Origin of the sequence: Rubrivirga sp. SAORIC476 (genome assembly GCF_002283555.1) — a bacterium.
In the GTDB taxonomy this organism is placed as follows: domain Bacteria; phylum Bacteroidota; class Rhodothermia; order Rhodothermales; family Rubricoccaceae; genus Rubrivirga.
The window spans coordinates 518466-543146 of record NZ_MVOI01000006.1; the positions used below are offsets into that span (position 1 = coordinate 518466).

The 24681-nt window shown below is 71.8% G+C and carries 16 protein-coding genes and 2 tRNA genes; 13 read left to right on the forward strand and 5 right to left on the reverse strand.

Going from position 1 to position 24681, the window contains the following annotated elements:
- Positions 1 to 21 precede the first annotated feature (21 nt).
- From B1759_RS13830 to B1759_RS19770, 3 genes are all read left to right on the forward strand, one after another.
- Complete coding sequence (locus B1759_RS13830; RefSeq protein ID WP_095515650.1) at positions 22 to 1641, forward strand: sensor histidine kinase; 1620 nt, start codon at positions 22 to 24, stop codon at positions 1639 to 1641.
- Between the two features lie 131 nt (positions 1642 to 1772).
- Positions 1773 to 4478, forward strand: coding sequence for an endonuclease (locus tag B1759_RS13835; protein WP_095515651.1), 2706 nt, complete (start codon positions 1773 to 1775; stop codon positions 4476 to 4478).
- A gap of 259 nt (positions 4479 to 4737) precedes the next feature.
- Positions 4738 to 4878 carry a hypothetical protein gene (locus B1759_RS19770; protein ID WP_158225261.1) on the forward strand — a complete coding sequence of 47 codons (141 nt, stop codon included), beginning with the start codon at positions 4738 to 4740 and terminating at the stop codon, positions 4876 to 4878.
- Between the two features lie 47 nt (positions 4879 to 4925).
- On the opposite strand, the gene B1759_RS13840 is transcribed toward B1759_RS19770, so the two are convergent.
- A tRNA-Leu gene (locus tag B1759_RS13840) sits at positions 4926 to 5009 on the reverse strand.
- 41 nt (positions 5010 to 5050) lie between these two features.
- Positions 5051 to 5123, reverse strand: a tRNA-Lys gene (locus B1759_RS13845).
- A 209-nt stretch (positions 5124 to 5332) separates the two neighbouring features.
- Here B1759_RS13845 and B1759_RS13850 point away from each other — a divergent pair.
- Both B1759_RS13850 and B1759_RS13855 read left to right on the forward strand, forming a co-directional pair.
- A complete protein-coding gene (locus tag B1759_RS13850; RefSeq protein WP_095515652.1) occupies positions 5333 to 6010 on the forward strand; it encodes an ECF-type sigma factor in 678 nt (225 codons plus the stop codon).
- Positions 6000 to 8813 carry a serine/threonine-protein kinase gene (locus B1759_RS13855; protein ID WP_158225262.1) on the forward strand — a complete coding sequence of 938 codons (2814 nt, stop codon included), beginning with the start codon at positions 6000 to 6002 and terminating at the stop codon, positions 8811 to 8813. The genes B1759_RS13850 and B1759_RS13855 overlap by 11 nt, the downstream gene beginning before the upstream one ends.
- Positions 8814 to 8921: 108 nt before the next feature.
- Here B1759_RS13855 and B1759_RS13860 read toward each other — a convergent pair whose 3' ends face one another.
- Complete coding sequence (locus B1759_RS13860) at positions 8922 to 12626, reverse strand: choice-of-anchor B family protein (RefSeq protein ID WP_158225263.1); 3705 nt, start codon at positions 12624 to 12626, stop codon at positions 8922 to 8924.
- Between the two features lie 257 nt (positions 12627 to 12883).
- On the opposite strand from B1759_RS13860, the gene B1759_RS13865 reads away from it, so the two are divergent.
- The 4 genes from B1759_RS13865 to B1759_RS13880 all read left to right on the forward strand — a co-directional run bounded on the left by B1759_RS13865 (position 12884) and on the right by B1759_RS13880 (position 18158).
- A complete protein-coding gene (locus tag B1759_RS13865) occupies positions 12884 to 14302 on the forward strand; it encodes a UDP-glucose/GDP-mannose dehydrogenase family protein (protein WP_095515655.1) in 1419 nt (472 codons plus the stop codon).
- 63 nt (positions 14303 to 14365) lie between these two features.
- Entirely contained in the window at positions 14366 to 15313 is a 948-nt protein-coding gene (locus B1759_RS13870) for a UDP-glucuronic acid decarboxylase family protein (protein WP_095515656.1), read from the forward strand.
- A 162-nt stretch (positions 15314 to 15475) separates the two neighbouring features.
- Positions 15476 to 16303, forward strand: a complete 828-nt coding sequence (gene cysQ / locus B1759_RS13875; protein ID WP_095515657.1) for a 3'(2'),5'-bisphosphate nucleotidase CysQ — start codon at positions 15476 to 15478, stop codon at positions 16301 to 16303.
- 106 nt (positions 16304 to 16409) lie between these two features.
- A complete protein-coding gene (locus B1759_RS13880) occupies positions 16410 to 18158 on the forward strand; it encodes an SLC13 family permease (protein WP_095515658.1) in 1749 nt (582 codons plus the stop codon).
- A 42-nt stretch (positions 18159 to 18200) separates the two neighbouring features.
- On the opposite strand, the gene B1759_RS13885 is transcribed toward B1759_RS13880, so the two are convergent.
- Together B1759_RS13885 and B1759_RS13890 are read right to left on the reverse strand one after the other, a co-directional pair.
- The gene (locus tag B1759_RS13885) at positions 18201 to 18605 is read right to left on the reverse strand and encodes a hypothetical protein (RefSeq protein ID WP_143537393.1); all 405 of its coding nucleotides are present in this window, start codon (positions 18603 to 18605) and stop codon (positions 18201 to 18203) included.
- A gap of 95 nt (positions 18606 to 18700) precedes the next feature.
- Entirely contained in the window at positions 18701 to 19444 is a 744-nt protein-coding gene (locus B1759_RS13890; protein WP_095515660.1) for a DUF3298 and DUF4163 domain-containing protein, read from the reverse strand.
- A 74-nt stretch (positions 19445 to 19518) separates the two neighbouring features.
- On the opposite strand from B1759_RS13890, the gene argS reads away from it, so the two are divergent.
- The 4 genes from argS to B1759_RS13910 all read left to right on the forward strand — a co-directional run bounded on the left by argS (position 19519) and on the right by B1759_RS13910 (position 24654).
- Positions 19519 to 21246, forward strand: coding sequence for an arginine--tRNA ligase (gene argS, locus B1759_RS13895; protein ID WP_095515661.1), 1728 nt, complete (start codon positions 19519 to 19521; stop codon positions 21244 to 21246).
- 78 nt (positions 21247 to 21324) lie between these two features.
- Positions 21325 to 21750, forward strand: coding sequence for a DUF4870 domain-containing protein (locus B1759_RS13900; RefSeq protein ID WP_198948887.1), 426 nt, complete (start codon positions 21325 to 21327; stop codon positions 21748 to 21750).
- A 62-nt stretch (positions 21751 to 21812) separates the two neighbouring features.
- The gene (locus B1759_RS13905) at positions 21813 to 22970 is read left to right on the forward strand and encodes an alanine racemase (protein WP_095515662.1); all 1158 of its coding nucleotides are present in this window, start codon (positions 21813 to 21815) and stop codon (positions 22968 to 22970) included.
- Between the two features lie 307 nt (positions 22971 to 23277).
- Positions 23278 to 24654 carry an SRPBCC family protein gene (locus tag B1759_RS13910; protein ID WP_095515663.1) on the forward strand — a complete coding sequence of 459 codons (1377 nt, stop codon included), beginning with the start codon at positions 23278 to 23280 and terminating at the stop codon, positions 24652 to 24654.
- Positions 24655 to 24681: the final 27 nt, after the last annotated feature.

A 24681-nucleotide genomic window follows, 5' to 3' on the forward strand; every position in this document is an offset into this window, starting at 1 on the left:
AGGCGCCCCCACACTCCCCACATGTCCCCGTCCGTCCGTCTTCGCGTGCTCTGGGAGCGCTACGTCGCCCCGACGCGCGCCGAGCGGGACCCGCGGTTCCGGTCTGTGCTCGACAGCGCCTCGGTGCTGGGCCTGAAGGTAGGCGGCCTGTTCGGCATCGTGGCGCTGCTGGGCGTCGGCACGTCGGTGGCGGTGACCTCCATCCTGGAGGGGAACGGGATGCGGCAGGCGACGGGCCACATCGGGGAGGCCCTCTCCGAGAAGCTGTTCGTGTTCGCTGTGGCGGCCGTGTTCCTCGGCGTCGCGCGCTTCCGGCCTGGCGTGCGGCTGAGCCGCTGGCTGGTGGCCTCTTACGTGGTGCTCGGGGCGCTCGTTCTGACCTATACCGACATCCAGCGGTGGGACCTCGACTTCCTCGCCGCCTGGCTGTCGCTCCTGCTCGTGTTCACCGTCGGTACGGTGCCCTTTAAGCCGGTGCAGACGCTCATGCTGGGGGTGATCATCACGGTCGTCCACACCATCGCCGTCGAGTTCATCGGGGCGCAGGTCTCGATGCTCGACACCGGGGAGGCCGTCCGGCGGATGTCGTATCTGCTGCTGGTCACGTTCCTCTGCGCGGCCATGAGCGCCGCCCTCTACGCCGGGCGGCGGGGGCAGTACCAGGGCACGCTCCGCCTCGCCCGCCTCCGCGACCGTCTCCAACGCAGGCGGGAGGAGCTGGAGACGCGGACCGACCAACTCGAGGACCAGCGGTCAGAGCTCGCGGCCTCGCTCGCGCGGCTCGAAAAGGCCCAGACGCAACTCGTCCAGCAGGAGAAGATGGCCTCGCTCGGTCAACTCACCGCAGGCGTGGCCCACGAGCTGAAGAACCCGCTCAACTTCGTCAACAACTTCGCCCAGCTGATGGGCGAGCTCCTCGACGAGTTCGAGGAGGAGATCCGGGAGGACGAGGCGCGGTCGGTCGGGGAGGCGCTCGCCGAGTCTGCCGACCTGCTGGCCGACCTCCGCTCGAACGCGGCGAAGATCCGCGAGCACGGGCGCCGCGCCGACGGCATCATCCGCTCGATGCTGGCGCACAGCCGCGCCACGCCCGGGCCCAGCCGTCCCGCGCCGGTCAACAGCCTCCTCAAGGAGTACGTCGGGCTGGCCTACCACGGGATGCGCGCCGAGCACTCGGGCTTCAACGTGGACCTCCAGGTCACGCTGGACCCCGACGTGAAGGAGGTCCAGATGGTGCCCGAGGAGATGGGGCGCGTCTTCCTCAATCTGCTCGACAACGCCCTCCAGGCGCTCCGGGCACGCGCCGCGAGGGAGGCGGAGGGCTTCGCCCCGGTGCTCACCGTGACTTCGCGTCCCTGGGGCCGCGACGGCGTCCGCGTCGACATCGGCGACAACGGGACCGGCATCTCGGACGAGGCGCGGGAGCACGTCTTCGAGCCCTTCTTCACCACCAAGCCGACCGGCGAGGGCACCGGCCTCGGGCTCTCGCTCGCCTACGAGATCATCGTGCATGGCCACGGCGGCGAGCTGACCGTCGAGACGGAGGAGGGCGTCGGGACGACGTTCACGGTCAAGCTACCGGGCACCAACGCGGAGCCGATCACGAAGGCGCCGCCGCGCGAGACGACCGCAGCGGGGTAGCGGAGCGGGCGCCCGAGGTGGGCCGGGGGACACCGACGCAAACGCCTCGTTGCCGGGATGTTGCGCTTTTGGTGAGGCAGTCGGCACGGACGGCGGGCACCCGATCTTGGCCGCGCACCCTCCCCACCCCGATGCGCCTCGTCCGCCTGTTCACCGTGCTCGCCATCACCGCGTCCTGCGCGATGGCCCAGACCCAGACCGTCCTCTACCCGGGGATGTCCGGCGCCTCTCTCCGGAGCGCCATCCGCGCCGACTACACGCCCGCCTCGACGCCCGGCTACAACGCCGCCCGCGACCTGCTCTGGGCCTACGAGCAGAACGCCGACGGCGAACTCTGCGGCGTCTACACGCGCTTCTGCATCCAGCTGACGCCGGGCGCCGACCCGTCTTCGGATGCCTTCGCCAAGGGCATCAACGCCGAGCACAACTGGCCCCAGGCCTTCGGCGCGTCCGCCGAGCCCGCGCGCGGCGACATGAACAACCTCTTCCCGTCGCGCATCGAGGCCAACAGCGACCGCGCCAACTTCCCGTTCGCGGAGATCCCGGACGCCGACACCGACCGCTGGCTGATGGGCACCCAGACCCAGACGACGATCCCGACGAGCAGCCTCGGGGACTGGAGCGAACTCGACCAGCAGAACCCCACGCCGGGCTTCTCGGGCCGCTTCGAGCCTCGCCACGATCACAAGGGCAACGCGGCGCGGTCGGCGTTCTACTTCGCCACCATCTACGCCTCTCAGGTCTCCGCCGCAGGCGGCGATGCCTTCTTCGAGGCCCAGGCGGAGGACCTCCTGGCGTGGCACTACGGCGACCCGGTGGACGCTCGTGAGGACGCCCGCGGCCAGTGGATCGCGACCCAGCAGGGTACCATGAACCCGTTCCTGCTCGACTCGACGCTCGCCCGCCGTGCCTTCGAGCTGACCACGACGGAGCCCCCGCCGCCCCCGCCGCCGACCCCGGGCGCGTCCGTCTGGGTCAACGAGATCCATTACGACAACACGGGCACGGACGCGGGCGAGGGCATCGAGGTCGCCGGTCCCGCGGGCACGGCCCTCACCGGCTGGGCGCTCGTGCTGTACAACGGCAACGGCGGCGCGGTCTACGACACGTTCCCGCTCTCGGGTACGCTCGCCGACCAGCAGAACGGCTTCGGCACGGCCTGGACGGCCACGCTCGGCCTCCAGAACGGCGGCCCCGACGGCATCGCGCTCGTCGACCCGTCCGGCTCCGTCGTCCAGTTCCTCTCGTACGAGGGGACGTTCACGGCGGTCGGCGGCCCGGCAGATGGCCTCGTGTCGGTCGACATCGGGGTCCAGGAGTCGAGCACGACGCCGGTCGGGGAGAGCCTGCAACTCGTCGGCGAAGGGTCCGCTTCGGACGACTTCACGTGGGCAGGGCCGATGGCAGCGACCGAGGGCCAGCCCAACACGGGGCAGACGTTCGCGACGCCCCCGCCCACCGGCGTGTCCATCCTGATCGACGATCCGAAGGGCTTCCGCTTCCTCGGCACCCCGTCGGCCGGCCTGACCGTCGATGACCTCGCGGCGATGAACCTCGTCCGCGGCGTCCCCGGCTACTACGCCTCCGCCAACCCGCCCAACCTGGAGACGACCTACGACGCCACCACCGGCAAGTGGATTCCGTCCACCGGCACCGGCGAGGTCCTCGAACTCGGCCGCGCGTTCCGCTGGCGCTTCTACGACCACGCCAACGGCAACCCGACCATCAGCCAGTCGGTCCCGCTGCCGATGACGCTCTCGACGGATCTGCCCGCCAACACGGCCGACGTGACCGTGGACCTCGCCACGGACGGCAACCGGTTCACCTTCCTCGCCAACCCGTTCGGGACGGACCTCGACCTGAGCGGCATCGCGACGTGGCCCGGCGGCGACAACCTGCCGCCCGCCGCGCCGATCTGGACCTACGATCCGGTCGCGAAGTCTTTCGTGACGGCCCCGGCGACGATCCCGGCGTGGATGGGCTTCCGCGTCCGCGCCAAGCCGGACGGCCCCCGCTCGATCACGATCCCCGCCTCGGCGGCCGTCGCTGGGGCTCGGATGGCGGCTCGTGAGGAGGCCACCCCGCCGGGGCTGCGGTTCACGCTCGACGGCACCGATGCCGACGGCTCTCGCATCGCCGACCGCGGCTTTGCGATCGTGTTCTCCGACGACGCCCGCGCGGCGTTCGACGCCGACGAGGACGCCGAGAAGCTCCAGGTGCCCGCCGAGACCTACGCCCTCCTCGGCGCACGGGTGGGTGACACGTTCGTCGGCTACGACGCCCGTCCGTTCGCCGCCGCCGAGATCCCGCTCGCCGTCGAGGCGCGCGGCACGGCCTCTCGCTTCACCCTCTCCTGGGACGCCGAGACCCTCCCGGCCGGGCTCCCGGTCAGCCTCGTCGATCTCCAGACCGGCGCCGAGGTGGACGTGCGGACCCAGTCGAGCGTCTCGTTCGAGGCACGCACCGTGGCGGCGTTCGGCGACGTCATCCCCTCGGACGACCTCGCCGACCCGTCGAGTGCGACCGACCGGTTCGTGCTGCGGATCGGCACGAGCGTGGCGTCCGCGACGGAGGCTACCGTGACCCTGACGAGCATCGCGCCGAATCCGTCGACGGGCTCGGCGCGGGTGTCGTTTGCGCTGCCCGAGGCGGGCCCGGTGCGCCTGACGGTGATCGACGTGCGCGGCCGGTCGGTGGCGACGCTGGTGGACGGTCCGCTGGGTGCGGGCCGCCACGAGGCGACGCTGGACAGCGGCTCACTCGCCGCGGGCGTCTACATGGTCCGCCTCGAGGGCGGCGGCTCGGTGGTGACGCGCCAGGCCGTGGTGGTCCGTTAGCGAGCCGACACTCGGCAGGCTCTGGCAGCGGCCGTCTTCTTCGGAGGGCGGCCGCTGCGTCGTCTGGCGGTGGCGTGTTGTCCGACAGTCCGTCGAGCCGACGCTGCGGTGCGGGGCTGATAGGGTAGGAGGGCGGGAACGAAGTCGTGACGCTCGCGGATTCTGACGAGCGCGCCTGTCAGACGATGTCTGACATTGCTGGAGAGAGGAAGCGGAGCCAGCCCGCGGAGAGTCGGAAGGCCCCCACCACGCTGTTCGAATGCCTCTCCCTTCCACTGCCCTCACCCTGCTCGTCGCGGCCTCGCTCACTCGGGATGTCGTCACGGGAGCCGCCGCGGCGGCGATCGGCCTGCTGGCGGCCTGGATGGGCGCCCGGCCCTCACCGTCCCGCAGGCCCTGAACGCACGACGCCTCCGAGTCGCGGAGACTCGGAGGCGTCGATGAGGGTGCCCGGGACTGGACTCGAACCAGCACGGATTTTACTCCACACGCCCCTCAAGCGTGCGTGTCTACCAATTTCACCACCCGGGCAGGGTGCGCGCGAGGCGCCGATAAAGAACGTGACCGCAGGGTGACCCCGGTAGGGCTCGAACCTACGACCCGCTGGTTAAAAGCCAGCTGCTCTGCCAACTGAGCTACGGGGCCTGGCCAGACGGCGGGCGCCGCCATGCGCGGTGGGCAGGCGACCAAACTAGTCTGGGGGAGGAGGGCCCCGCAATGACTGCATGTGGAGCGCCCGCAAAGACGCCGTGTGCGTGTCACGTAGCGCCGACCCCGGGATGAGGACGGGCCGACATGCTGGGCGACCGACTGTAGTGGTCCAGGATCACATAACGACCTAGTTTCCACCCGCCATGCCGCCACCTGACGCCGTCTCCCGCCACGACACTCGCGTCGGCGAGGTCACGTCGTTGCTGCGCGAGGTCGCCGACGGGGACATGCCGGAGGAAATGCTCGTCGAGCGCCTCATGCCGGTGGTGTACGACGAGCTCCGCGACATCGCGCGCGCGCAGCGCCGCCGCTACGACGTGGACGGCTTCCAGACGACTGCCCTCGTCCACGAGGCGTACCTCCGGCTGGCGGGCCAGGCCATGGTGCCCGACCGCGCCTACGTGTTCGCCTCGGCGGCACGGGCGATGCGCAACGTGCTCGTGGACCACGCCCGGCGACGCCGGACCGCCAAGCGCGGTGGCGAGGACCAGCCGGTTGGCCTGACGACCGCGGGCACGATTCCAGATGGGGCCGTCGACCTCGACCGGCTCGCGGGCCGACTGCTCGACGTCGACGCGGCGCTGACGACGCTCGCAGGGCTCGACGAGCGGGCCGCTCGCGTGGTCGAGTGCCGCTACTTCGGAGGCCTCTCGTTTGAGGAAACGGCCGCGGCGCTCGGCGTCAGCATGGCCACGGCCAAGCGCGACTGGCGCCGGGCTCGGGCATGGCTCCACCGCGCCCTCTCCGACGACGATGCGGCCCCTGGGACGCCGGCCTCGCCCTCTGGACACGTTTCGCCTGTGGGTCGCGATGCCGCCTGACGCCCTCGACGACTCCGCCCGCTGGGCCCGCGTCAGCGACGTGTTCGATGTCGTGGCCGACCTTCCCATGGCCGAGCGTCCGGCCGCTCTCGACCGCCTCTGCCGCGACGCCGACGGTCACCCCGAGGCGGACCTCCGGGCGGAGGTCGAGAGCCTCCTCGCCGCCGATGCCGACGCCACCCTCTCGACGCGCTCGCTCCGGCCGGTCGAGTCCGTCGCTGCCGCGGCGCTGCTGACCGATGGCGTTGTGGTGGGCGAGCGGATCGGGCCGTGGCGCGTGCTCCGCGAGTTGGGGCGCGGGGGGATGGGCCGCGTCGACCTCGTGGAGCGCGCCGACGGGGTCTACGACCAACGCGCGGCGCTGAAGCGGCTCGGGCTGGCCGCCGCCGACCGCGTCCGCCAGTTCATCCGCGAGCGCCAGATCCTGGCACGCCTGGAGCACCCGGGCATCTCGCGGCTCCTCGACGGCGGCGTGACCGACGACGGGACGCCGTACCTCGTCATGGAGCACGTCGAGGGCGAGCCGATCACCACGGCCGCCGATGCGCGCGGCCTGTCGGTGTCGGAGCGCGTCCAGCTGTTCATCCAGGTCTGCGATGCGGTCGGCTACGCGCACCGGCACCTCGTCGTCCACCGCGACCTGAAGCCGTCCAACGTGTTCGTGAGCGAGGACGGCGGGGTCAAGCTTCTCGACTTCGGCATCGCCCGGCTGCTCGACGATGAAGCCGACGGCGGCGTGCGGACGGCGCTCCCGGCGCTCACGCCCGCCTACGCAGCGCCCGAGCAGGTCGCGGGCGGCGCCATCACGACGGCCACCGACGTGTACGCGCTCGGGGTGCTGCTGTACGAGTTGCTGTCCGGGCAGCGACCCTACGAGATCGAGCACCCGACGTTGAGCGGCATCGTGCAGGCGGTCGTGGAGACGCGGCATCGTCCGCCGTCGGCTGTGACGCGGGACGAGGCCCGGCAGCGCGCGCTCCGAGGCGATCTCGACACGGTCGTCATGAAGGCTCTCGACAAGGAACCCGAGCGGCGCTACGGCTCTGCCGACGACTTCGGCGCCGACCTCCGGCGTGTGCTGGAGGGGCGCCCCGTCGAGGCCCGCGCGCCGACGGCCGCATACCGGGCGCGGCGCTTCGTCGGGCGGCACCGGACCGGCGTCGTGCTGAGCGCGCTCGTCGTGCTGGCCGCCGGGGTGGGATTGGGGTCGACCCTGTGGCAGGCGCGGCAGGCGCGCATCGAGGCGGCCACGAGTTCGGCGACGGCGGCCTTTCTCGGCGACCTGTTCCGAGGCGCGGATCCCACGGCGGCTCCGACCGACACCCTCTCGGCACTGGACCTGCTGGACCGTGGCGCCCGCCGCCTCGACGGCGGCCTCGCCGACCAGCCCGCCGTCCGTGCGGATCTCTACGCGGTCATCGGGGACGCCTACCTCGGCCTCGGGCGGCCCGACTCGGCGGCGGCCTTCGCGCGCCGCGTGCTCGCGGTCACGGGGCCGAGCGGGGTGGCGCGGGACGCCGTCGCCGCGGTGCGGGCACGCGTGCTGCTGGCTCGGGCGACGTTCCCCACGGACCCCGAGGCCGCGGCGGCCGAGTTCGAGCAGGCCGTCGCGGCAGCGCGAGCCAGCGGCGACGATGCTGTGCTCCTGGACGCCCTCGAAGCGCAGGGCGACCTCGTCGGCTCTCAGGTGCTCTCGCCCGACGAGACCGTCGCCGTGTTCGAGGAGGCGATGGCGCTGTGCCGTCGGCTGGAGGGCGACGACAGCCCCCGCCTCGGACGCATCCTGGCGATGTTCGCGGGCAAGGCGGCGTCGGCCCACCAGCACGGTCGGATCGAGGGGCTCCTCCGCGACGCCCTCGCACGGCTCCCCGCCGACGAGGCGCCCTACGACCGCTCCGGCGTGCTCCTCGAACTGGCCAAGATGCTGCACGCGACCGGCCAGCCCGAGGAAGCCGTCGACCGCGCGGACGAGGCGCTGGCCATCCGCAGGCGCCTCCTCGCTCCGGGCGACCCGCGCATCGGGCACGCCCTCGGGACGCGGGCCAGCATCGGCGGCGGAGGGCCGATCCAGTCCGAGGCGGACGCGCGGGAGGCGCTCGCCATCGCCGAGCGGCACGCCGACGGGGCGGGCGAGATCGAGGCGTTGGACGGGCTCGGGGCCGCTCTCTCCAGCCAGGACCGGATGGACGAGGCCGTCGAGGTGTACCGTCGCCGGTTCGTTCGTGCCGGGGAGGTCTACGGCGCGGAAGGAACCCGCTACCCGGCTGCCTCGGGCACGTACGCGCGGTCCCTGTATCAGGCCGGGCGGTTCGCGGAGGCCTCGCGGGCCTGGGAGACGTCACTGGAACTGACCACGAGCGCCTTCGGCCCGGAGTCCGCCGTGGTCATGTCCAGTCTCCTCGAAGCGGGCTGGTCGGCCGAGGCCGCAGGCCAGGATGCGCGCGCGGCAGCGTACTACGAGAGGGCCTACACCGGGAGCCGGGCGTTGTCCGAGACGAGCCGGACGCGGGCGAGTGCCGCACTATGGCTCGGCAAGGCTCGCCTGGATTCCGGACGGAGTCCAGAAGCGGTGTCGCTGCTCCGAGAAGCCCTCGCCGTGCGCGAGGTGCTCGACCGGCCCACGGCCTCCGGGGAGACAGGGGACGGCATGCGGGCGCAGGCGCTGCTGGGGGAGGCCCTCATGGAGTCCGGGGAGGAAACCGAGGGGCGCCGTCTCGTCGAGCAGGCCCTTTCGGTCCTCGCCGACGTGTTCGGGCCCGACCACCCGGCCACACGGCGGGCACGGGCCGTGCTGCGACGCTAGAGTCGGATCTCTCGCTCTGGGCGCCGAGGCAAGCAGCAGGGAGTCTCGAAAGCAGCGACGGCCGCCCCCGGAAGAGACGGCCGCCGCAGAGGAACTCGAATCGGACCCCTAGCGGACGACGACAGCCTGACGGGTGACCACCGCACCGCCCGCTTCCAGACGGACCACGTAGACGCCCGCCGCCAGCGAGCCGCTGTCCAGCGTCGCCTCGTGACGACCCGCGCTCAGCGGGCCGTCCACCAGCGTCGCCACCGACCGGCCGCGCACGTCGTACACCGTCACGCGCGCCGGGCCCGCCTCCGGCAGCGCGAACGACACCCGCGCCGCGCCCGTCGACGGGTTCGGCGCGATCGCCGTCAGCTCGACCTCCGTGATCGCCGCCTCAGCCGAGGCCGAGGTGCCGATCCGCAGCACGAACCGGTCGGTCGCGTTCGCGCCGTCGGCGAAGTCGCTCGACGGGATCACGTCGGTGAACGCCTCCAGCGTCCGCGCGACGTCGAACGCGTAGCTCGATGCCATCCGGACGTCGATCTCGCGACCGGTCACGAGGTCCACCAGCACGACCGGCAGGCCGGCCGGCAGCGCGTCGGCGTCCCAGCGCAGCGTGAACCGCGAGCCGGTGCCGCGCGCCTCGATGGCGAGCGGGATCTCCGCGTTGGCGAACGGACGGGCGTCGTAGCCCAGGAACGCCTCACCGGCCCGGGCGCCGATCAGCGCGTAGGACTCGGCCGGCACCTGGAACTTCTCGACGTCCTCGTCGGCGTCGAACGCCGCGCGAGCCTCGTCCGAGAAGCCGATCGCGAAGCTGCGGTCGGCGATGCGGGAGGTCCCGTCGCCGTCGACGCCGTCGAGCGTGAACCGCAGGCCGGGGGCGGCCTCCGTCTCCCGCGCGGCCACGCGAGCGCCTCCTGTGAGCGCGGCCGAGGCCGGGATCGTCAGGTTGCGCGCGGCGCTGCCGGTGCCCTTCGAGCGGACGCGGAAGCCCGTCCAGGCCGGCACCGAGGTGGCGCCGGTGACGAAGGTCTTCGCGACCGGGTCGTAGGTCCAGACCTGCGGGCCGGTCGGCGGGATGTTCGAGCCGCCGGGCCAGGAGTAGATGCCGGTCAGGTCGAGGTCGGTGCCGAACGGGTTGGCCAGGTAGTTCATCCGGCTACCGCCGGTCTGAAGCTCCACCGTGACATCGGCGGTGTTGGCCGGGAGCTCCGTCGAGAGCGTCATCGGCAGCGGGACCGACTGGCTGATGGTCGGGTTGCCCGCGCTGTTGTTGTAGAAGTACCAGCGGAAGGCGATGCCGGGCTCCAGCACCTCGCCGGTACCCGTCGAGGCGGTCCAGTCCGCCGTGACCGCGTCGTAGCTCGTGTAGAGGTTCGCCGGGTTGGCGGCCGGGTAGTAGCCGGGGACGCCGCGGACGAGGTTCATCGCCGCGAGGTCGTCGACGGTCAGGCCGGCCGACGGGGTGCCGAGGTAGCGGAAACCGCGCGGCCCGTCGATCAGGATCGACACGCCCGCCTCCTCGCCGACCGTCAGCGTCACCGGGAGGGTCGCCACGCCGACCGTCGGGTCGTTGGTCGAGACCACGATCTCGGCCGTGTAGACGCCCTCCGGCAGCGCCGCCGCGTCAAAGTCGATCGAGAACGTCGCGTCCTCACCCGGCATCACCACGCCGCTGGTCGCGCCCGAGAGCGTCGCCCAGACGACCGGGCTGAAGAAGCGGACGGCTTTGTTGGAGGCGACGTAGGCCGCGTTGTTCACGACCGGGAGGCCGACCGAGCCAGCCGCGTCCTCGATGCCGACTGAGGCGCTCGAGAGCGACGACGCCGTCATCGTGCCATACTGGTACTCGATCGTACCGTCGGGCGCGAGGATCACCTGGAAGGTCAGCGACGAGCCGGTGTCGGAGTAGCGCGGCACACCCGTGTACTGGACCGCGAAGCGGCCGTCGGTGAGCGTCCCGTAGTGCACCGAGCCGCCCGCGCTCTGATCGAGGTCGTCCCAGAAGGGCGCGATCAGGTCGTTGGGCGTGCCCGAGGCCGGGATGGCCTGGTTGGTGAACGAGTTGGCCGCGAACGTCGAGAACGTCAGGAAGCCGTTCGAGAAGATGCGGACGCTGGTCTTCGCGTCGCCGTAGAACGGGAACGAGAACGGCAGCGTGACCTCGTCGTAGCCCTCGTCGCCACCGGGGAAGGAACCGGTGGTGGTCCAGGAGACCGGGGTGCCGGTGCCGGAGATGTCCTCGTAGCCGACGGTCGGGCCGCTGGTCTCGTCGGAGTCGATCCAGGCGTAGCCGAACGCGTCCGGGCCGCCCGAGCCGAGGCTGCCCACGCCCTGGTCGCCGTCGTCGCGGCGCGAGGGCGCGTCGGCGGTGAGAGCCGGGTCGTCGCCGGAGGGGCGGCCCTGCGTGAGGGCGTCCGCCTCGGGCGCCGCGTCGGCGAAGACGAGCGGGGCCGGCTGCGCCGCGTCGGGGCGGGCGAAGGGCTGCGAGAGGTTCTGCAGTTCGGCCGAGTAGAGCAGGTCGCCTCCACCCGCCCCGTTGGCCACCGTCACCGAGGCTGCCCCGGTGCCGCCGGGCGCGACGGTTTCGTCGATGCTGCCCGGCGTGATCGACGCCACCGGCGGGTCCTGCGGCGGCTGCGGCGCCAGCACGAAGAGACCGTTGCTGATGTCGCTGGCGATCACGATGCCGCTCTCGAAGTACGGGTAGTTGCTCCACTGGCCGCTGGTCCCGACGGCGTTGCTCGACGGGAACGTGTCGAAGAAGGCCACCTGGGACAGGGTGCCGCTGGCGATGGTGGTGGCGTCGAGGATCTGGAGGCCCGCGCGGTAGTTGCTCTGGAAGATCCGGTCGCCCTTGATGTAGAGGTTGTGATCGGACGCGTTGGTCGTCCCCGCGTGGAAGAAGCTGAAGTCGGGCGCGTCGAGGTCCGCCATGTCCATCACGATGGTGCGCGTCGCGAACCCGTTGTTGATCTCATCGATCTCGTCGTTGACCACGAACCAGCGCTGGTCCTCCGTGAACCAGCCCTGGTGGGTGTAGCTCGGGTTCGGGTAGAACGTCCGCGAGAGCTGCACCGGCGCGGCGCGGTTCGAGACGTCGACGACGGTGACCGTGTCCTCGTTGGAGGCGACACAGATCGGCGTGCCCGTGTGGTCGGTGTCCGGACCGTTGTAGATCAGGCACTGCGCGTCGTGCGTGTAGCCGTCCGCGCTGAAGCAGCCCGCGTTGACGGGCATCCGCGGGTTGGTCACGTCCACGAAGTGGAGGCCGCCCGAGCACGAGCTCGCGCCGACGCCGATGGCGAGGTTCTCCTCCTCCAGCACGACCACGTTGTGCGCGCTGCCGAAGCCGGTGTACACCGCGTCGGCGGTGAAGGTGGCCGGCGGGCTGGAGACGGTGCGGAGGCGCGTCAGGTCGAAGATCTGCATGCCGTGGCTGCCCGCCTCGGAGACGATGTAGGCGAAGTCACCGATCGTCTTGATGTCGCGCCAACTGGACGACGACGTGTTGGTGGGCAGCTTGCCCAGAAAGATGGGGTTGGCCGGGTCGGTGATGTCCACGAAGGCCGTCCCGTTGGTCGTGCCCATGAGCGCGTACTCGTTGCCCGTCACGGGGTCGGTCCAACCCCAGATGTCGTTGCCCGCCGACGGCGCCGACGAGCCGGTCGTGGCGAACGTGCTCAGCGGCAAATGCGACATCAGGTCGACGGCGTCGCAGGGATAGCCTCCGGCGTCGCCACCGACACAGGGCGTCTGTGCGGAGGCGGGCATCGCGACGAGTGCGAACGCGAGGACGGTGAGGGCGGACAGCAAGCGCATAGCGAACAGGGAGAAGCGGGGGGCTCGGGCGGACAAGATGCATGCGAGGCCCTTCTCATGCATCACGCAATGCGGCGAGATCGAATATGTGAAGACGATGTGCCGGAGCGACAGGGCGAGAGAAGAGACGTATCGGCGTGTTCGGGGCACCTCTGAAGGTGTTCGGGGGCGTCGCGAGGATTCGGTGAGGACTCAACTAGCGCGCGGTCCCCTCCGATACCTTGGGGTACGCGACCTCCCCCGGACCCCCCGCTGCAATGAACATCGCCGTCGTCGGAACTGGATATGTCGGCCTGGTCTCAGGCGTCTGCTTCGCCGAGATGGGCAACGACGTCACCTGCGTCGACATCGACGCCGCCAAGGTGGAGAGCCTCCGCGAGGGGCGCCTGACCATCTACGAGCCCGGCCTGGAGGTCTACTTCGACCGCGGGCGCCGCGAGGGGCGCCTCGTGTTCACGACCGACCTCGCCGAGGCCGTCCAGCCCGCCGACGTGGTCTTCCTCGCGCTCCCGACCCCCCCCGGCGAGGGCGGCGCGGCCGACCTCAAGTACGTCCTCGGCGTCGCCGACGACCTCGGCCGCCTCCTCGCCGAGGCGAAGGCGGACGGGGCCGCCGCCGGCTGGGGCTACAAGGTGGTGGTGGACAAGAGCACCGTGCCCGTGGGCACGGCCGCCCGCGTCACGGCCGCCATCGCCCAGCACGGCGTGGTCGAGGGCGAGGACTTCGACGTGGTCTCGAACCCGGAATTCCTGCGCGAGGGCGTCGCCGTGGAGGACTTCATGAAGCCCGAGCGCGTCGTCGTGGGCACGTCGTCCGAGAAGGCCGGCGACCTGATGCGACGCCTCTACGAGCCCTTCGTCCGCTCCGGCAACCCGATCCTGGTCATGGACGAGGCGTCCGCCGAGATGACGAAGTACGCGGCCAACGCGATGCTGGCGACCAAGATCACGTTCATGAACGAGATCGCGAACCTGTGCGACCTGGTCGGCGCCGACGTCGACAAGGTGCGGCGCGGTATCGGGACGGATTCCCGCATTGGGCCCAAGTTCCTCTACGCCGGCATCGGCTTCGGTGGCTCGTGCTTCCCCAAGGACGTGCAGGCGCTCCACCGGACGGCGCGCGCGGAGGGCTACGACTTCAAGATCCTGAGCGCGGTCCTGGACGTGAACGACGAGCAGCGCAAGATGCTCGCCCAGCAGGTCGTAGCCGCTCTCGGCACGGGCGGCGACCTCCCGCTGGCCGGCAAGACGCTCGCGCTGTGGGGCCTCGCCTTCAAGCCGCACACCGACGACGTCCGCGAGGCGCCCGCCCACGTGCTGATCCGCGAGCTGACCCGCCTCGGCGCCGACGTGGTCGCCTTCGATCCGGAGGCCGTCGAGACGACGAAGGCGACCTTCGAGCGCGAGCCGCTCGCCGGGCCGGGCGCGCTGCGCTACGCCGCGCGCAGCTATGAGGCCGTCGAGGGCGCCCACGCGCTCATCATCGCGACCGAGTGGCCCGAGTTCCGGCGTCCGCACCTCGACCGCGTCGCCGAGGGGCTGGCGGAGGGCCCGAACGGCTTCCCGCTCGTCTTCGACGGCCGCAACGTGTTCGACCCGGAGCGCATGGCCGAGCAGGGCTTCGAGTACCACTCCGTCGGCCGCCCGCACGTGGCGCCTGTGGCGAGTGCGGAATAGCCCGCAGCGCTCTCCCTCGTCGACCGTCTGCTACGGGCCCCCGGCCTCATCCCTCTGCCTTCCATGCCTCGCACACTGATCACCGGCGGCGCCGGCTTTCTCGGCTCCCACCTCTGCGACCGGTTCATCGCCGAGGGCCACGAGGTCGTCTGCATGGACAACCTGATCACGGGCAACCCGGACAACATCGCCCACCTGATCGGGCACGAGCGCTTCTCGTTCGTCCACCACGACGTGTCGACGTTCATCTACGTCGCCGGCGACCTGGACAACGTGCTCCACTTCGCGAGCCCCGCGAGCCCGATCGACTACCTGCGCCTGCCCATCCAGACGCTCAAGGTGGGGAGCCTCGGCACGCACAACGCGCTCGGGCTGGCCAAGGCGAAGGGCGCCCGCTTCCTGATCGCGTCGACGAGCGAGGTCTACGGCGACCCGCAGATCCACCCGCAGCCGGAGAGCTACTGGGGCCACGTCAACCCGGTCGGCAGCCGCGGCGTGTACGACGAGGCCAAGCGCTTCGCCGAGGCGATGACGATGGCGTACCACCGCTACCACGGCGTCGACACGCGCATCCTGCGCATCTTCAACACCTACGGCGAGCGGATGCGGCTCGATGACGGCCGCGCGCTGCCCGCGTTCATGGGCCAGGCCCTGCGCGGCGAGCCGATCACGGTGTTCGGCGACGGCTCGCAGACGCGGAGCTTCCAGTACGTCGACGACCTCGTGGAGGGCATCTGGCGGCTCCTGCACTCGGGCGAGACCGACCCGGTCAACATCGGCAACCCGGACGAGGTGACGATCAAGGAGTTCGCCGAGGAGGTGGTCGCGCTGACCGGCTCGTCGTCGACGATCACGTTCGTGGACCTGCCGGACGACGACCCGAAGGTGCGCCAGCCGGACATCACGCGCGCCCGGGAGATCCTGGACTGGGCGCCGCAGGTGGACCGCGCCGAGGGGCTCCGCCGGACGCTCGACTACTTCCGCTCCCGCGTCGCGGCGGCCGACGCCTGAGCGACTCGGATGGCGGGGCCAGCCGCCAGCGGAGCCTCCGCCTCGCCGTCCCGGACGCATCGGGGAGAGCTCCGCGCAGGAGATCAAGCTCTGGCCTGAACGCGGAGTTCGCGAGCGGGGGAGAGCGTCCGCGCGATCTTGGGGCGTCCATCCCCTTGTTTTGTGTCCGATCTCCTCGCCCTCGCCCTCGACGCCGCCCGCGCCGGTGGTGACGCCATCCTCGGCTACTACGGTCGCCCGATCACCGTCGACGCCAAGGCCGACGACTCGCCGCTGACGCAGGCCGACCTCGCCGCGCACCGCACCATCGTCTCTGCGCTCGCCTCGTCCGGCATCCCGGTCCTGTCCGAGGAGTCGCCCGCGGACGAGGTCGCGGCGCGCAAGACGTGGACCCGCTTCTGGTGCGTCGATCCGCTGGACGGCACCAAGGAGTTCATCAAGGGCGCCCCGAAGGCGGAGGGCGACCCGCCGCCCGCCAACTCCGGCGACTTCACGGTCAACATCGCCCTCATCGAGGACGGAGCGCCGGTGCTCGGCGTGGTCCACGTGCCCGTCCACGGCGTGACCTACTTCGCCGCCTCGGGCGAGGCATGGAAGCAGTCGGGTGACGATGCGCCGGTCCGCATCTCCACCCGCCCTGCCCCGGCAGACGCGCTGACGGTCGTCGCCAGCAAGGACCACGCGGGGCCTGAGGTGGCCGCCATCATCGAGCGCGTCGAGGCTGAGGGGCGCTCGGTCGAGTCCGCCTCGATGGGCTCGTCGCTCAAGTTCTGCCTCGTCGCCGAGGGCGCCGCCGACCTCTACCCGCGCACGGTCCCGACGTTCGAGTGGGACACGGCCGCGGCCCAGGCCGTCGTGGAGGCCGCGGGCGGCGGCGTCTCCACGCGTGACGTCGACCGGCTGACGTACAACAAGGACGACCTCCGCAACCCGTCGGTCTTCGCCTGGGGCGACCCGGCCCTCGGCTGGCGGACGTGGCTGGCCACGTGATGCAGGGACAGGGTTCTCGGTACGGGGTACGTGGGGGGTGTGTGATCGAACCGCCCGTTCGTGCTTCGGGCTACCCGTACCTCGTCCCTCGCACCCTGTATCGCCCATGACCTGGGAGGCCTGGTACACGCTCGGCGCGCTCGCGCTGATGGTCGGCGCGCTCGTCAAGGGCGTGGCGCGGACCGACATGGTGCTGCTCGGTACGCTGGGGCTGCTGCTGGTAGCCGGGGTGGTCGAGCCGGAGGCCGCGTTCGCGGGGTTCTCGAACCCGGCCGTGGTCGCCATCGGCTCGCTGTTCGTGCTCGCCGCGGGTGTGGACCGGACCGGCGCGCTGGGCTTCCTCGATGGGCTGCTGCGCCCGCGTTCGCGGAAGCCCGGCCCGGCCATCTTCCGCCTGTTCCTGCCGACGGCGTTCCTCTCGGGCGTGCTCAACAACACCCCCATCGTGGCGATGCTGATCCCGCGCGTCCAGGCGTGGGAGCGCGACGGACCGCCCGCCTCGAAGCTGCTCATCCCGCTCTCGACGGCTGCCATCGTCGGCGGGTGGCTGACGCTGATCGGGACGAGCACGAACGTCGTGGTCCACGGGCTGCTGCTGGCGGAGGGACTGGAGGGCTTCGGCTTCTTCACGCTGACGTGGGTGGGCGTCCCGGCGGTGATTCTCGTGGCGCTCTACTACGGGGTCGTGGGGCACCGGCTGCTGCCGCAGCGCGAGGGGCTCTCGACGCCGTCGGCCCAGCGGGGCTACCACTTCGAACTGCGGGTGGCGGCCTCGGCGCCGTTCGCGGGGCAGTCGGTGGAGGCGGCGGGCTTCCGGACGCTCGGGGACGCCTACCTCGCGCGCATCCGCCGCGACGGCGAGGCGCGCGACGCGGCGCCCGAGGCGGTCCTGCTGCCCGGCGACGTGCTGTCGTTCGTCGGCGGCTCGGAGGCCTTCGACGACCTGCTCGGGCGGACCGGGCTGGAGCGGACCGCACCGGCGGTCGAGGAGGAGGGCGAGCCGGACCTGTTGCTCTACGAGGTCGTGGTGGCGGCGGGGTCGCGGCTGGAGGGCAAGACGCTGCGGGAGATCGGCTTCCGCGAACGGTACGGGGGCGTCGTGCTGGCGCTGCGGCGCCGCGCCGAGGACATGGAGGGCGGCCTCGGGCGGGTCCCGCTCCGCGCAGGCGACCTGCTGCTGGTGGAGGGCCGCCGCTCCCTGGCCGACCGCCTCGCGTCGCTCTCCGATGACTTCGCGCTCGTGTCGCCGGTCGGCCACCTGCGGCCGGTCACGAAGCGGGCGCCGGTGGCGTTGGCCCTGCTGGCGGGCGCCATCGGGCTGTCGGCGTTCGAGGTGATGCCGCTCGCCACCGCCACGTTCGCGGCGGCGCTCGGGATGGTCGTATCCGGCTGCCTGCGCGGCAACGCGTTGCGCCGCGCGGTGGACCTGCCGGTGCTGATCGTGATCGGCGCGGCCCTCGGCATCGGCAAGGCCGTCGAGACGACCGGGCTGGCGGCCGTCGCGGCGACGGGCATCGAGGCGGTGGCGGTGTTCGGGCCGGTCGTGACGCTGCTGGTGGTGTACGGGATCGCCAACGGGCTCGCCGAGCTGATCACCAACAAGGCGTCGGCGGTGCTGATGCTGCCCGTCGCGCTCGCCGTCGCCGCGGACCTGGGCGTCGACTGGGTGCCGTTCGCGGTCGCCGTGACGGTGGGCAGCGCGGCGAGCTTCCTGACGCCGATCGGCTACCAGACCAACCTGATGGTGCTGGCGCCTGGCGGCTACCGATACACCGACTTCACGCGCGCCGGCCTGCCGGTGAGCCTGATCGTGTGCGTGGTGACCATCACGATGTGCGTGCTGGTGTGGCTGTAGGGCGCTCCGCCTCGGCACCGAGGCGGACCTCCTCGCCGCGCGCTACCGGTCCCGGACGAACACGGTCCGCCGCCCGCGCGGGTCGATGAGGTGGAGACGCCAGCCGAACATCTCCACCTCGGCGGCGCCGTCGAGGCCGGTCAGTTCGAGCCGTGAGCCGACGAGGCGGCCGGAGAACGCCGACGGGGCGCCGCGGCCCTCGCGGCGGTCGGTGCCCCGCAGGATCACGTGGCCGGTCGGGTTGACGACGAGCGTCACTGTGAGCGCGCCGCGCTGGAGGTCGGCCGTGGCGGCGGGGTCGCGCGCCACCTCGATGGCCTGCCAGCGCCCGACCACCGACTGGCCGTCGATGCGGACGTCGCGGGCGGGCAGCACGGCGCTGACGGTGGACTGCGCCGCGACGGGGAGGGCGGCGAGGAGCAGGAGTAGGGCGAGAAATCGGGGCATGGGCATCGTCCTCTGCGGAAGCCGAGCCCTCTCGGAGGCGAGGGGGCTCATGCGGTGGGTAGGGTACGGCGCTGCGACACGGCGGGCACCTGTACCTACCGGTCGCGAGCGAGCAGGCCGCCGGGACGGACGAAGGCTTCGACGGCGGCCCGCGGCACGGCGATGTGGAACGACCCGGCGGCGAACGACGAGACCTGGCCTGCGGGGACGTGGACCGTCAGCGAGTCGGGGCTCAGAGTGAGGTCCACACGGCCCTCCCGGATGTTGTCGAGCCCGTCTGTGGCGAAGACGTCGGTGGGCCGGATCCGGCTGCGGATGCCACGCCCGACGTGGGCCGCCAGCGTGTCGGCCCAGGGCATTCCCGCGTCGAACAGGTCGGCCGGGGCGACGGGAGCTCCGGTGACGAGGTCGACCGTGATCGGCACGAAGTAGGTCGCGCCGTGCGCGCCGCCCGTATAGACGTAGACCTCGACGAGGGTGCTGAACACGTCGTCGGAGAGCCACACCCGGTCGGTGCGGCCGTCGGCTTCGACGGGGTAGTCAGGCGGGTCTGCGCCAGGCGGCGGCGCCTCGGGGCGGAGGTCGTCGGCGAAGGCGGCGACGGTGTCGCGGACGGCCGCGTTGGCAGCCCGGAGCGCGACGGGCAACGGCTCACCGTCCGTGGCCCGGATCTGCGGGTACCCGATGGCGACGCGGTACGTCCGCGCGGGCTCGTCGCGCAGGAGCGAGTCGGTCTCGACGACGCGGCCGGGTGGCAGCGGAAGGGGTGGCGGAGCGTCTGGGGTCGCCGGGTCGGGACCACACGCGGCGAGCACAAGCAGGAGGGGGAGCAGGCGCATCTGTGAACAGCGGACGAGGCGTCGGGGGCGGGCGTACGCGCGGGGTAGCTTGGCGGTCCGCATTCAGACGCATCATGGAGGACGCCCTCGCCGCCGCCGTCCGCACCGCCCTCGCCGGGCTGCCGGACCTCCCCGCCGACTTCGACCCTGAGGCGGTCGCGGTCGAGTTCCAGACGCCCAACGACCCGACGCACGGGGACCTCGCCACGAACGTGGCGATGCAGCTCGCGCGCCCGCTGCGCCGGAACCCGCGCGCCATCGCCGACGCCATCGCGGCGGGCATCGTGGTGGACCCCGCGCAGGTCGAGGCCGTCGAGGTCGCCGGGCCGGGCTTCCTCAACATCCGCTTCGCCAGCGCCCACCTCACCGCCGGGCTGGCCGACGTGCTCGCCCAGGGCGACGCCTACGGCCGGACGACCGATCACGCGGGCGAGACTGCCATCGTCGAGTACGTCTCCGCCAACCCGACCGGCCCGCTGACGGTCGGCCACGGGCGCAACGCGGTCCTCGGCGACACCATCGCGACGCTGCTCGCGTGGACCGGCTACGACGTCACGCGGGAGTACTACTTCAACGACGCCGGGCGCCAGATGCGGGTCCTCGGTCAGAGCGTCCGCGCGCGCTACGAGGCCATCGTCCGTCCCGACACGCCGACGAAGGCGCTGGAGGACGGGCTCGTGGTGCCGGAGAGCTTCCCCGAGGACGGCTACCGCGGCGAGTACATCACCGAGGTGGCCCAGGGCCTCGCGGACGCCCACGGCGACGCGCTCCTCGACGCGCCCGACGAGGGGCCGTTCACCGACGCCGCCCGTGACGCCGTCTTCGACGAGATCATGGCGACGCTCGGCCGGCTGGGCGTCGAGATGACGTCCACCTTCAACGAGCGGAGCCTCTACGAGGGCGACCCCGGACCGGTCTGGGACGCCGTCGACAAGCTCCGCGCGCAGGGGCTCGTCTACGACGAGGACGACGCCGTCTGGTTCAAGACGAGCGCCCTCGGCAAGACCGTCACCACGAAGGAGGGCGGGGAGGAGGGCAAGGACGTGGTCCTCGTCAAGGCCTCCGGCGAGCCCACGTACCGGCTCCCCGACATCGCCTACCACCTCGACAAGGTCACCCGCGCCGACCTCGTGCTGGACGTGTTCGGCGCCGACCACATCGCGACCTACCCGGACGTGCTGCGCGGCGTACGCGCCCTCGCCGGGGACGCTGCAGCGGAGAAGATCGACGTGGTCGTGTACCAGTTCGTGACGCTCGTCCGCGGCGGGCAGCCGGTCAAGATGAGCACTCGGAAGGCGACCTACGAGACGCTGGACGACCTGATGGACGAGGTCGGCGAGGCCGTGACGCGCTTCTTCTTCCTGATGCGCGCGCCCGGCACGCACCTCGAGTTCGACCTCGACCTCGCCAAGGAGGCCTCCGAGAAGAACCCCGTGTTCTACCTCCAGTACGCCCACGCGCGGATCGCGTCCATCGGCCGGAAGGCCGCCGAGACCGGGCTCGACGCGTCCGCCGAGGCCGACCTGTCGCTTCTGTCGCACGCGAGCGAGGAGGCGCTCGTCAAGACCCTGCTGCAGTTCCCCGACGAGGTTCGCACGGCCGCCGAGGCGCGGGCGCCCCACAAGCTGGCGACGTTCCTCCGCGACGTGGCGACGGCCTTCAATGCCTTCTACCGCGACTGCCACATCGTCGGCGAGGAGACGGCCCTGGCCACGGCCCGCCTCCAACTGGCGACGGCCACCCAGGCGGTTCTCAAGAACGGGCTCACCATCCTGGGCATCGACGCCCCGGAGTCGATGTAGGGACGCCATCGGTCGGTGCGAGCGTAACCCTCCGGGGCCCTCATCCGTAGGGCGCACATCAGCCAACCGACACACGCCATGCCCCGCACCACGCACTCCACCGGCCCCTACGACTCCGACTTCGACGACCCGCTCTTCGACGTGAACCTGGAGGGCTACGAGCCCGACGACAAGGAGCGGACGATGGGCATGCTCGGCCACCTCGCGGGCTACGCCGGCCTGACCGGCATCCCGTTCGGCAACATCGTCGGGCCCTTCCTGGTCTACATCCTGAAGCGCGACGAGTCCGCCTTCATCGAGGACCAGGCGCGCGAGGCGCTCAACTTCCAGATCACGATGACGCTGGCGGGCATCGTGTCGGCCATCCTGGTTCTGGTCGCCATCGGCATCCCGATGCTGCTGATCGTAGGCATCTGGTGGGTCGTCGGCACCGCCATCGGGGCGACCAAGGCCAACGCCGGCGAGTGGTACCGCTACCCGGGGGCGATTCGCTTCGTCAAGTAGGCCAGTCTGCCGGATCTGACGACGCGGTCGGCGGGTAGGGGAGAGCCCCTGCCTCCGACCGCGTGCTCGTTTCCGATCTCCCCACCCCGGCCCTCCTCGTCGACCGCGCCCGGCTCCACGCCAACCTGGACGCCATGCAGGCGCGGGCCGACGCCCAGGGCGTCGCGCTGCGGCCCCACGTCAAGACCCACAAGTCGCCCGCGATCGCGCGGCTGCAGGTCGAGCGCGGGGCGCGCGGCCTGACCGTCGCCACGGTCGACGAGGCCGAGGCGTTCGCCGAGGCGGGCTTCGACGACCTCCGCCTCGCATCGCCGGTTGTCGGGCCGACCAAGCTGGAGCGGCTGGCCGCGCTGGCGGCGTCGGGCACGCGCATCTCGTTCTCGGTCGACTCGCTGGAGGGCGTCCGCCGGGCCGACCGCGCGTTCGCCGAGGCCGGCCAGACGGCGGAGGTGCTGATCGAGATCGACCCCGGCTACGGTCGGTGCGGCATCGACTGGGACGACCGCGACGCGCTCGCCGAACTGGCGTCCTTCGTGGAGCAGGCCGGCGCCCTCCGGCTGGTCGGCCTGCTGTCGCACGGCGGGCAGGCCTACGCCCCGGCGACGGCGGACGAAGCGGTCGAGGACCTGCGGCGCGCGGCAATCGACGCCGAGCGCGACCGGGTGCTGGACGCCGCCGCATTCCTGGTCGCCGAGGGCGCCCTGGACCCCGCTGCTGCCGAGCTGTCCATCGGCTCGACACCTGGCGTGACCGTCTTTACCAACGCCGAGCGGGACGGGCTGACGATCACCGAAGTCCGCCCCGGCACGTACGTCTTCTTCGACGCGATGCAGGTCGCCCTGGGCTCGGCGCGGGTGCAGGACTGCGCGCTGGTGTGCGTCGCCACGGTCCTGTCGAAAACGCGGTTCGACGACGGCACCGAGCGCGACATCACGGACGCCGGGAAGAAGATCCTCACGGCCGACACGTGGCCCGGGCACACGGCCTTCGGCGAGGTGCTGTACAGCCCGCGCACGATGATCGCACACCCGCACGCACGCGTCACCGCCCTCAGCGAGGAGCACGGCTGGGTGGACACGCCCGGTGGCAGCATCTGGGACATCGGCGACCCGGTCTTCCTCGTCCCGAATCACGCCTGCGTGGCGGTCGCCACGCGGAGCCGCCTGTCGCTGGTAGACGGCGACGAGGTGATCGAGACGCTCGACGTGGTGGCGCGGTAGCGCGTCGTCCCGAGATCGGACGCGGCGTCAAATGGGAGCCCCAGATGGGGGCGTTGGCGTTCCGCGTCGGGTGGGGTGAAGCGGCGTGTGGGGCGCTGGCACGGGTCTGTCAAGAGGGCGGGCATGACCGACTCCAGCGCCATGACCACCTACAAGCCTACGCTCCTCTGCCTCGGCGCCGTGATGGCGTTCGTGGCGTCCGGAGTGCTGATGATCCTGTTCGGGGCGTAGCCGACTCGCCTCTGCCGGGGAGGTCGCGGGTGTCGCGTCGTGCTCTATGTTTCAGTCTGGACTGAAACCTCCGCGCATGGCCTCCCTCGATGCCCTCTTCCGGCGCCCCATCACGCGGGGCGCGTACCTCAGCGCCGGGCTGGGGCTGTTCGCCATCAAGTACCTCGCCGACCGGCTCGTGAGCGAGGGTGTCTTCGGGCGACCGTGGGACCTGTGGAGCTACCTCGACGTGACCGGCGCGGGCCGGATCCTGTCGCTGACGCCGGAGACGCAGACGTACGCGCTGGCACTGGTCGCGATGGCGCTCCCGTTCATCGCCGTCGGCACGTGGCTCACGGTACGCCGCCTGCGGACGGTCGGGCTGCCACCGTGGCTCGTGGTGCTGTTCTTCGTGCCGGTCCTCAACCTGGTCCTGTTCGCGACACTCTCATTCGTCCCGGACGACGCGCTGGACGAGGCGGAGGGGGATCACGCGCCGACGTGGCTGGAGCGCGTCGTGCCGGAGAGTTCTCTCGGCAGCGCAGCGCTCGCGGTCGGCGTGACCTCCGTCGGCGCGCTGGGACTGGTGGCCGTCTCCGCGGCCGGGCTGGAGTCGTACGGCTGGGGCCTGTTCGTCGGCGTCCCCTTCGGCCTCGGCATGACGGCGGCCATGCTGCACGGCGTCCACGGACCGCGGACGATGGGCGAGAGCGTCGGCGTGGCGTGCCTCGCAGTGGCGCTGCTGGCGGTCGGGATCGCGGTGGTGGCTTTGGAGGGGGCCATCTGCCTGGTGATGGCGGCGCCCATCGGGGGCGTGCTGGCGGCCCTCGGCGGCGTGTTCGGGCACCTGTTCTCGAGTGGCGGGATGGGGCGTCAGCCCGCCTTGTGGGCAGTCGGCGTGGTGCCTGCCCTGATCGGCGTCGAGGCCGCGTCCCCGCCCATCGCCCCGTTGATCCCGGTGACGACGGCCGTCGAGGTGGCGGCTCCCCCGGCGGTCGTCTGGCGGCACGTGGTCGAGTTCTCGGAGCTGCCCGCGCCGGACGACTGGGTGTTCGACACAGGCATCGCGTACCCGATCCGCGCGACCATCGACGGGGCCGGTGTCGGGGCGGTCCGCCGGTGCGAGTTCACGACGGGCGCCTTCGTGGAGCCGATCACGGTCTGGGAGCCGGGTCGCCGCCTCGCCTTCGACGTGCTGGAGCAACCCGCGCCGATGCGCGAGCGCGGCCTGTTCGGTGACATCCACGCGCCCCACCTGAACGGCTACTTCGTCTCCGAGCGCGGCCAGTTCCTGCTGACGACGCTCCCGGACGGCGGCACGCGCCTCGAAGGCACCACGTGGTACCGGCACCACATCTGGCCGTCCGGCTACTGGCGCCTGTGGTCGGACGCGGTCCTGCACCGGATCCACGGGCGCGTGCTCGACCACGTCCAGACGCTCGCCGAGGCGGAGGCGGTCGCGGAGGTCCGGTAGGGAGCGGGGGCGCCAGGTGGGAGGTCG

Coding starts and splice junctions, on each gene's coding strand:
- B1759_RS19770 (WP_158225261.1), top strand. CDS start 4,738: ATGCCTCTCCCTTCCACTGCCCTCACCCTGCTCGTCGCGGCCTCGCTC.
- B1759_RS13890 (WP_095515660.1), bottom strand. CDS start 19,444: ATGCGCCTGCTCCCCCTCCTGCTTGTGCTCGCCGCGTGTGGTCCCGAC.
- B1759_RS13855 (WP_158225262.1), top strand. CDS start 6,000: ATGCCGCCTGACGCCCTCGACGACTCCGCCCGCTGGGCCCGCGTCAGC.
- B1759_RS13835 (WP_095515651.1), top strand. CDS start 1,773: ATGCGCCTCGTCCGCCTGTTCACCGTGCTCGCCATCACCGCGTCCTGC.
- B1759_RS13880 (WP_095515658.1), top strand. CDS start 16,410: ATGACCTGGGAGGCCTGGTACACGCTCGGCGCGCTCGCGCTGATGGTC.
- B1759_RS13900 (WP_198948887.1), top strand. CDS start 21,325: ATGCCCCGCACCACGCACTCCACCGGCCCCTACGACTCCGACTTCGAC.
- argS (WP_095515661.1), top strand. CDS start 19,519: ATGGAGGACGCCCTCGCCGCCGCCGTCCGCACCGCCCTCGCCGGGCTG.
- B1759_RS13885 (WP_143537393.1), bottom strand. CDS start 18,605: ATGCCCCGATTTCTCGCCCTACTCCTGCTCCTCGCCGCCCTCCCCGTC.
- B1759_RS13850 (WP_095515652.1), top strand. CDS start 5,333: ATGCCGCCACCTGACGCCGTCTCCCGCCACGACACTCGCGTCGGCGAG.
- B1759_RS13830 (WP_095515650.1), top strand. CDS start 22: ATGTCCCCGTCCGTCCGTCTTCGCGTGCTCTGGGAGCGCTACGTCGCC.
- B1759_RS13860 (WP_158225263.1), bottom strand. CDS start 12,626: ATGCGCTTGCTGTCCGCCCTCACCGTCCTCGCGTTCGCACTCGTCGCG.
- B1759_RS13865 (WP_095515655.1), top strand. CDS start 12,884: ATGAACATCGCCGTCGTCGGAACTGGATATGTCGGCCTGGTCTCAGGC.
- B1759_RS13870 (WP_095515656.1), top strand. CDS start 14,366: ATGCCTCGCACACTGATCACCGGCGGCGCCGGCTTTCTCGGCTCCCAC.
- B1759_RS13910 (WP_095515663.1), top strand. CDS start 23,278: ATGGCCTCCCTCGATGCCCTCTTCCGGCGCCCCATCACGCGGGGCGCG.